This is a genomic window from Cellulomonas iranensis NBRC 101100 = JCM 18110 (assembly GCF_001552375.1).
GTDB classification, from domain to species: domain Bacteria; phylum Actinomycetota; class Actinomycetes; order Actinomycetales; family Cellulomonadaceae; genus Cellulomonas; species Cellulomonas iranensis.
Map to the genome: position 1 here is coordinate 21,715 of NZ_BCRB01000053.1, position 6,313 is coordinate 28,027.

At 73.7% G+C, this 6,313-nt stretch carries 7 protein-coding genes and 3 tRNA genes; 3 read left to right on the forward strand and 7 right to left on the reverse strand.

Features of this window, described 5'->3' with window-relative positions; genetic code table 11:
- Window positions 1-23: 23 nt before the first annotated feature.
- The 3 genes from rpmG to CS2_RS11925 all read right to left on the reverse strand — a co-directional run bounded on the left by rpmG (window position 24) and on the right by CS2_RS11925 (window position 495).
- Window positions 24-194, reverse strand: coding sequence for a 50S ribosomal protein L33 (rpmG, locus tag CS2_RS11915; RefSeq protein ID WP_046529021.1), 171 nt, complete (start codon window positions 192-194; stop codon window positions 24-26).
- Between the two features lie 93 nt (window positions 195-287).
- Window positions 288-364 (reverse strand) — tRNA-Met (locus CS2_RS11920).
- A 58-nt stretch (window positions 365-422) separates the two neighbouring features.
- Window positions 423-495: transfer RNA gene (locus tag CS2_RS11925), tRNA-Thr, on the reverse strand.
- 208 nt (window positions 496-703) lie between these two features.
- Here CS2_RS11925 and CS2_RS11930 point away from each other — a divergent pair.
- A complete protein-coding gene (locus CS2_RS11930) occupies window positions 704-1,192 on the forward strand; it encodes a hypothetical protein (protein ID WP_156442118.1) in 489 nt (162 codons plus the stop codon).
- Window positions 1,193-1,272: 80 nt separating this feature from the next.
- Here the strand turns inward: CS2_RS11930 and CS2_RS11935 are convergent.
- A tRNA-Tyr gene (locus CS2_RS11935) sits at window positions 1,273-1,354 on the reverse strand.
- A 209-nt stretch (window positions 1,355-1,563) separates the two neighbouring features.
- Here CS2_RS11935 and CS2_RS11940 point away from each other — a divergent pair.
- Window positions 1,564-2,061, forward strand: a complete 498-nt coding sequence (locus CS2_RS11940; protein ID WP_046529023.1) for a YajQ family cyclic di-GMP-binding protein — start codon at window positions 1,564-1,566, stop codon at window positions 2,059-2,061.
- 68 nt (window positions 2,062-2,129) lie between these two features.
- Here CS2_RS11940 and htpX read toward each other — a convergent pair whose 3' ends face one another.
- Window positions 2,130-3,002: a zinc metalloprotease HtpX gene (gene htpX, locus CS2_RS11945; protein WP_070320161.1), complete on the reverse strand. Its 873-nt coding sequence runs from the start codon at window positions 3,000-3,002 to the stop codon at window positions 2,130-2,132.
- A 152-nt stretch (window positions 3,003-3,154) separates the two neighbouring features.
- Entirely contained in the window at window positions 3,155-4,540 is a 1,386-nt protein-coding gene (locus CS2_RS11950) for an FAD-dependent oxidoreductase (protein WP_070320162.1), read from the reverse strand.
- A 217-nt stretch (window positions 4,541-4,757) separates the two neighbouring features.
- Between CS2_RS11950 and rarD the strand changes: the two genes are divergently transcribed.
- Window positions 4,758-5,681: an EamA family transporter RarD gene (gene rarD, locus CS2_RS11955; RefSeq protein ID WP_070320163.1), complete on the forward strand. Its 924-nt coding sequence runs from the start codon at window positions 4,758-4,760 to the stop codon at window positions 5,679-5,681.
- Between the two features lie 59 nt (window positions 5,682-5,740).
- Here the strand turns inward: rarD and CS2_RS11960 are convergent.
- A partial coding sequence (locus CS2_RS11960; protein ID WP_156442119.1) for an FHA domain-containing protein occupies window positions 5,741-6,313 on the reverse strand: 573 nt, incomplete at its 5' end.

The following is a 6,313-nucleotide window of genomic DNA, read 5'->3' on the forward strand; positions in this document are numbered from 1 at the left end:
GTGGCTGCCGGCGTGGACCCGCGTCAGCGGGTCTCGCGGTGCACCGTGTGCTTGTTGTCACGCGGGCAGAACTTCTTCATCTCGAGACGGTCGGGCGTGTTCCGACGGTTCTTCTTCGTGATGTAGTTCCGCTCCTTGCACTCCGTGCAGGCGAGCGTGATCTTGGGGCGGACGTCCGCGCTCTTGCTGGCCATGTTCGTGTCACCTCTCGCGCCCCGCGGGGGCTGCGTTCTTCTCCTGGCGCGCGCCGGCCGACGCGCGCTGCTGCGACGGATGTTCGCCGGACGTGGTAGCGGGAGCGGGATTCGAACCCGCGACACCACGATTATGAGCCGTGTGCTCTAACCACCTGAGCTATCCCGCCACAGCGGTCATGTCCCGGGCGGCCGCCGCGAGGACGGCCGACCCGTGACACACCACAGAGCCCCGAAAGGGAATCGAACCCTTGACCTTCTCCTTACCATGGAGACGCTCTGCCGACTGAGCTATCGGGGCAGCGCGGATCAGAGTACACGGGCCACGGGGCACCTGCGAAATCGGGGTCGCGCGCGGCGCCCCGGACGCCCGCGACGCCCCGCGGACGCGGGCCCGCGACCCTCGGCGCGGGCCGCACCCACCGGCGCCGTCGCCCCGGCCCCCGGTCGTCCGCCTAAGCGTTTCGGCTCGTCGCGGCCGGCGCGGACCGCGTGCCACGATCCCGCGCATGCCACCCCTTCGCCGTCGTCCTGACGTCCGGCCCGCCGTCCCCTCCCCGGGTGCCGCGCGGCCCCGTCCCGTCGCGCACCGCGCGGCCCTGCCCACCGTGCTCGCGGCCGTCACGCTCCTCGTGTCGGCGGCCTGCGCGTCCGACGCGGACGCCGGGGTCGACCCGTCGGCGGCGGACTGGCCCGCCGCCGTCTCCCCCGCCGAGGCCGACGGCGACGTGTGGGCCGTCTGGACGGCCGTCGACGCGAGCGCCGACGCCGAGGCCCTCACGGCCGAGGTCGCGCGCCTCGACCAGCAGGGCTACGACGTCGAACCCGTCGACCCGGCGTGCCAGGAGGGCGCCCACGAGCAGCTCGCGGCACTCACCGGCATCGCGGAGCCCGTGGCCGTCGGCGTCCTGTTCGCCTCCGAGGAGGACGCCGGCGTGTTCGACACGCGCGACGAGGGGACCACCGTCTCCGTCACGTCCGGCGCCTGGACCTGCTGACGCACGCACGGACCCCGGACCGGGAACGGCACGGGGACGACGAAGGGGACGTCCTCGTGGAGGACGTCCCCTTCGGTGCGTGGCGGGTGAGGGATTCGAACCCCCGTAGGCGTTGCCAGCTGATTTACAGTCAGCCCCCTTTGGCCACTCGGGTAACCCGCCAAGGGGCGCGGGCCCGGTACGACCACCCCGGGGCGCCGTACGAGTACGACGATCCGGTGCGTCCGCGTGAGCCGCGTGCGGATGGAAGGATAGCAAGTCCAGGAGGGGGCTCGCGCCACCCCGGCCCGCAGCGGCCGGCGCGACGCACCGCACGCCCCCGTCCGACGGACGATCAAGGCCCCCGCACGGGGCGCCGGGAGGAGCAGGACATGGCGAGCGAGTCGTCGTTCGACGTCGTGAGCAAGGTCGACCGCCAGGAGGTCGACAACGCGCTGAACCAGGCCGTCAAGGAGATCGCGCAGCGCTACGACTTCAAGGGCGTCGGCGCGTCGATCGCGTGGAGCGGCGACACGATCCTCATGGTCGCCAACTCCGCCGAGCGCGTGCTCGCGGTGCTCGACGTCTTCCAGTCGAAGCTCATCAAGCGCAACATCTCGCTCAAGGCCCTCGACACGGGTGACGGCGAGCCCAAGCCCTCGGGCAAGGAGTACCGCCTGCCGGCCACCATCAAGGAGGGCCTGAGCAGCGAGGTCGCCAAGAAGCTCGCGAAGATCGTGCGCGACGAGGGCCCCAAGGGCGTCAAGACGCAGATCCAGGGCGACGAGCTGCGCGTCTCGGCCAAGAGCCGCGACGACCTGCAGGCCGTGATCGCGCTGCTCAAGGGCGCCGACGTCGACGCGGCGCTGCAGTTCACGAACTACCGCTGACCTGACGCCCGGGCGCCCGGGCGCACCGACGACGCCGGGCGCGGCGCACCACGCCCGGCGTCGTCGCGTCAGTAGCGCGTGACGCCGCCGCCCGCCATGGCCTCGAGGCGCGCGATGCGGTCGGCCATCGGCGGGTGGGTCGCGAACAGCCGCCCGAGGCCGCCGCCGCGGAACGGGTTGGCGATCATGAGGTGCGACACGTCGACCAGGTCACGGTCCTGGGGCAGGGGGCGGGCGTTCGTGCCGGCCTCGAGCTTGCGCAGCGCCGACGCGAGGGCCAGCGGGTCGCCGGTCAGGCGTGCCCCGTCCTCGTCGGCGTCGTACTCGCGCGTGCGGGAGATCGCGAGCTGCACGGTCGTCGCCGCGAGCGGCGCGAGGACCACCATGAGCAGGCCCGCGAGCGGGTTGCCGCCGCCGTCGCGACGGTCGCCGCCGCCGAAGAACAGCGCGAACTGCGCGAGCGACGTGATGACGCCCGCGACCGCCGCGGCGACCGACGACGTGAGGATGTCGCGGTTGTAGACGTGCATGAGCTCGTGCCCCAGGACGCCGCGCAGCTCGCGCTCGTCGAGGATCGCGAGGATGCCGTCGGTGCAGCACACCGCCGCGTTCTGCGGGTTGCGGCCCGTCGCGAACGCGTTCGGCGCCATCGTGGGCGACACGTACAGCCGCGGCATCGGCTGCCGGGCGGCCGTCGAGAGCTCGCGCACGATCCGGTACATCGCGGGCTGCTCGAGCTCGCTCACGGGCCGCGCACGCATGGCGCGGATCGCGATCTTGTCGGAGTTCCAGTAGCTGTACGCCGTCATCGCCAGGCCCGCGAGCGTGAACAGCCACAGGTAGCGCGGCCCGCCCACGAGCCAGCCGATGCCGAGCAGGACCGCCCACAGCGCGCCGAACAGCGCCGCCGTCTTCAGGCCGTTGTAGTGCCGGTGACCCATCGCAGTCTCGTCCTCCCCGCGGCCGGCGACCCTCCGCCGCCCGCACCCGTGACAACGCGAGGCGCGGGGGCGACGTTCCCGACCGCCCGGACGCGCACGCACGAGGGCCCGGACGGCGTGCCGTCCGGGCCCTCGTGGCGCGTCGCGGGACGTCAGCCCTGCGGCAGCTCGCGGCCGAGCGAGATCGCCACCATGTGGTCCCGCGGCACGAGCTTGACCCGCTCGCGCCCGTGCGGCTCGCCGAGCGACCGCTCGTACGCGTCGAGCAGCTCCCAGCCGGACCAGTCGATGGGCTCGGCGCCCCGCTGCGTGAGGAAGTCGAGCACGGCCTGGGGGTCGCGCTCGGTGGCGGTGTAGAACGCCTCGCCGGCCTCGGCGACGTCCTCGCCGAGGTGACGGATCGTCTCCGACGCGTCGGACTTCGTGTGGCCGATGAGACCCACGGGGCCGCGCTTGATCCACCCGGTCGCGTACACGCCCGGCAGGTGCTCGCCGTCGACGTCGATCACGCGGCCCTCGCGGTTGGGGATGACGCCCGCGACGTCGTCGAACGGGATGTCGACGAGCGGCGAGCCGAAGTAGCCGACCGCGCGGTAGACGGCCTGCACGGGCCAGTCGTGGAGCTGCCCCGTGCCCGTGACGTTGCCGTCGCCGTTGAGCGCCGTGCGCTCGGTGCGCAGGCCCACGACCTTGCCGTCCTCGCCCAGCACCTCGACGGGCTGGTGCAGGAAGTGCAGGTGGATGCGCCGCGAGGCCGTGAGCTCCTCGGGCTCCTTGAGCGTCCAGTCCGTGAGGGTCTTGACGACCTGCTTGGTCTGGTTGCTCGAGTGGATCGCCGCCATCGAGCCCTCGTCGAACTCGAAGTCCTCGGGGTAGACGATCGTGTCGACGTCCGGGACGTGCCCGAGCTCGCGCAGCTCGAGCGGCGAGAACTTGGCCTGCGCGGGCCCGCGGCGCGCGAACACGTGCACGTCGGTGACCGGGCTGGTCTTGAGGATGTCGTAGACGTTGGCCGGCACCTCGGTCGGCAGCAGGTCGTCGGCGTGCTTGGCGAGGATCCGCGCGACGTCGAGCGCGACGTTGCCCGCGCCGAGGACCGCGACGTGCTGCGCCTCGAGCGGCCACGTGCGGGGCACGTCGGGGTGCCCGTCGTACCAGGACACGAAGTCGGCGGCGCCGTACGAGCCCTCGAGGTCGATGCCGGGGATGGGCAGCGCGGCGTCGCGGATCGAGCCGGTGGAGAAGATCACGGCGTCGTAGTAGGTGCGCAGGTCGTCGAGCTTGAGGTCGGTGCCGTAGTCGACGTTGGCGATGAGACGGATGTCGCCGCGCTCGAGCACCTTGTGCAGCGCGACGATGATCTGCTTGATGCGCGGATGGTCGGGCGCGACGCCGTAGCGCACGAGCCCGAACGGCGCGGGCAGGCGCTCGAACAGGTCGATGCTCACGTCGAGGTCCGTCTTGGACAGGATGTCCGCCGCGTAGATGCCGGCCGGACCGGCGCCGACGATCGCGACGCGCAGGGTCGGGGTGCTCACGGGACCAGGTTGCCTTCCGCTGTGGGGAGCCCTCGCACGACGGGGCGCCCTCCAGGGCCCCGGCGGCCGTGCGCCTCGCCGTCGGCGCGAGAGCGATGCCCCGCAAGTCTAGGACGTGAGGGCACCCTTGCTCGACGTCCACTCCACGATACGGACATCCCGCGATGCGGACGTGATGAGAACGACCGCCCGACGGGCCGCGTCGTACAGTCGCGACGTGGACGCACCCTCCCCCGGCCGCCGCGGCGGGCTCGCCGCCGGCGTCGGCGCGTACCTGCTGTGGGGCGCGCTGCCGCTGTACTTCCCGCTGCTCACCCCGTCCGGGCCGGTCGAGATCATCGCGCACCGCGTCGTGTGGTCGCTGCTGCTGTGCCTCGTGCTGCTGCGCGTCACCGGCACGTGGGCGGCGTTCGTCGCGATCCTCCGCGACCGGGGACTGGTCCTGCGCCTCACGCTCGCCGCCGTGCTGCTCGCCGTCAACTGGCTCGTGTTCGTGCACGGCGTGACCACCGGGCACGTCGTCGACGCCGCGCTCGGCTACTTCATCAACCCGCTCGTGACCATCGCGCTCGCCGTGCTCGTGCTCGGCGAACGGCTCCGGCCCGTGCAGTGGGCCGCCGTCGCGTGCGGCACGGCCGCCGTCGTCGTGCTCACGGTCGCCTACGGCCGCCTGCCGTGGATCGCGCTCGTGCTCGCCGGCAGCTTCGGCACCTACGGCCTCATCAAGTCCCGCGTGGGCCCGCGCGTCGCGGCCCTGCCGGGCCTCGCCGCCGAGACCGCCGTGCTGGCCCCCCTGGCCGTCGGCTACCTCGTCGTCCTGCACGTCGCCGGGCTCGGTACGGCCGCGCTCGACTGGCACGGTCTCGCCCTCGTCGGCACGGGCGTGCTGACCGCCGTCCCCCTGCTGCTGTTCAACTCCGCGGCGCGGCGGCTGCCGCTCGCCACCGTGGGGCTGCTGCAGTACCTCGCCCCGGTGCTCCAGCTCGCGATCGGCGTGCTCGTCGCGGGCGAGCGCATGCCACCCGCCCGCTGGTGGGGCTTCGGCCTCGTCTGGGTCGCGCTCGTGGTGCTCACGGTCGACGGGCTGCGCCACGCGCGCCGCCCCGCGGCCCGCGACGCCCCCCTCGGCCCGACGGCCTGACACCGCACCCGACGCACCGTTCCCGACGCACGGCGGCCGCGGGCCGCGGCGCTGCCGCGTCAGTCGTCCTCGACGCGCACCTCGCGGTCGCCCAGGCGCACCGTCCACCCCGCGCGCACCACCGCCGGGGTGCCCGCCGGCAGCACGCGCGCGACGCCCGCGGGATCGACCACGACGGTGCCGTTGGTCGAACCCCGGTCCGTCACCCAGAGCGCCGCGCCGTCGCCCGCGTCCTCGTGCGGACCGAACTCGGCGTGCACGCGCGACAACGACCGCGCGGCGTCCTGCAGCGCGACCACGTGCAGGATGTCCTCGCCGTCCTCGGCGCGCGGCCCGCGGCCCACGAGCCCGCGCCCCACGACCCGCACGCGTTCCCCGGTGTCGAAGCTGAGCGCGAGCGTGCCCGTGCGACGTCGCAACGACTCCGGGTGCCGCACGCGCGTGTGCTCGAGCTCGGCCAGGTCCTCGTCGGTCGGTGCGACGACAGGCTCCCGCGGCGAGCGCGCCGCTGCGTCCCGCGCACCGTCGGTCCCGCCCGGCGTGGGCGGCGGCGGCAGCAGGTCGGCAGCGGGCCGCTCCGCGCGCGGTCCGTGCGGCGCCACCTGCGGCGGCTCGACCAGGTCCGGCGCCGG

What these genes read in the sequence shown, in the direction of transcription:
- rpmG (WP_046529021.1), bottom strand. Translation starts at nt 194, where the DNA reads ATGGCCAGCAAGAGCGCGGACGTCCGCCCCAAGATCACGCTCGCCTGC.
- CS2_RS11930 (WP_156442118.1), top strand. Translation starts at nt 704, where the DNA reads ATGCCACCCCTTCGCCGTCGTCCTGACGTCCGGCCCGCCGTCCCCTCC.
- CS2_RS11940 (WP_046529023.1), top strand. Translation starts at nt 1,564, where the DNA reads ATGGCGAGCGAGTCGTCGTTCGACGTCGTGAGCAAGGTCGACCGCCAG.
- htpX (WP_070320161.1), bottom strand. Translation starts at nt 3,002, where the DNA reads ATGGGTCACCGGCACTACAACGGCCTGAAGACGGCGGCGCTGTTCGGC.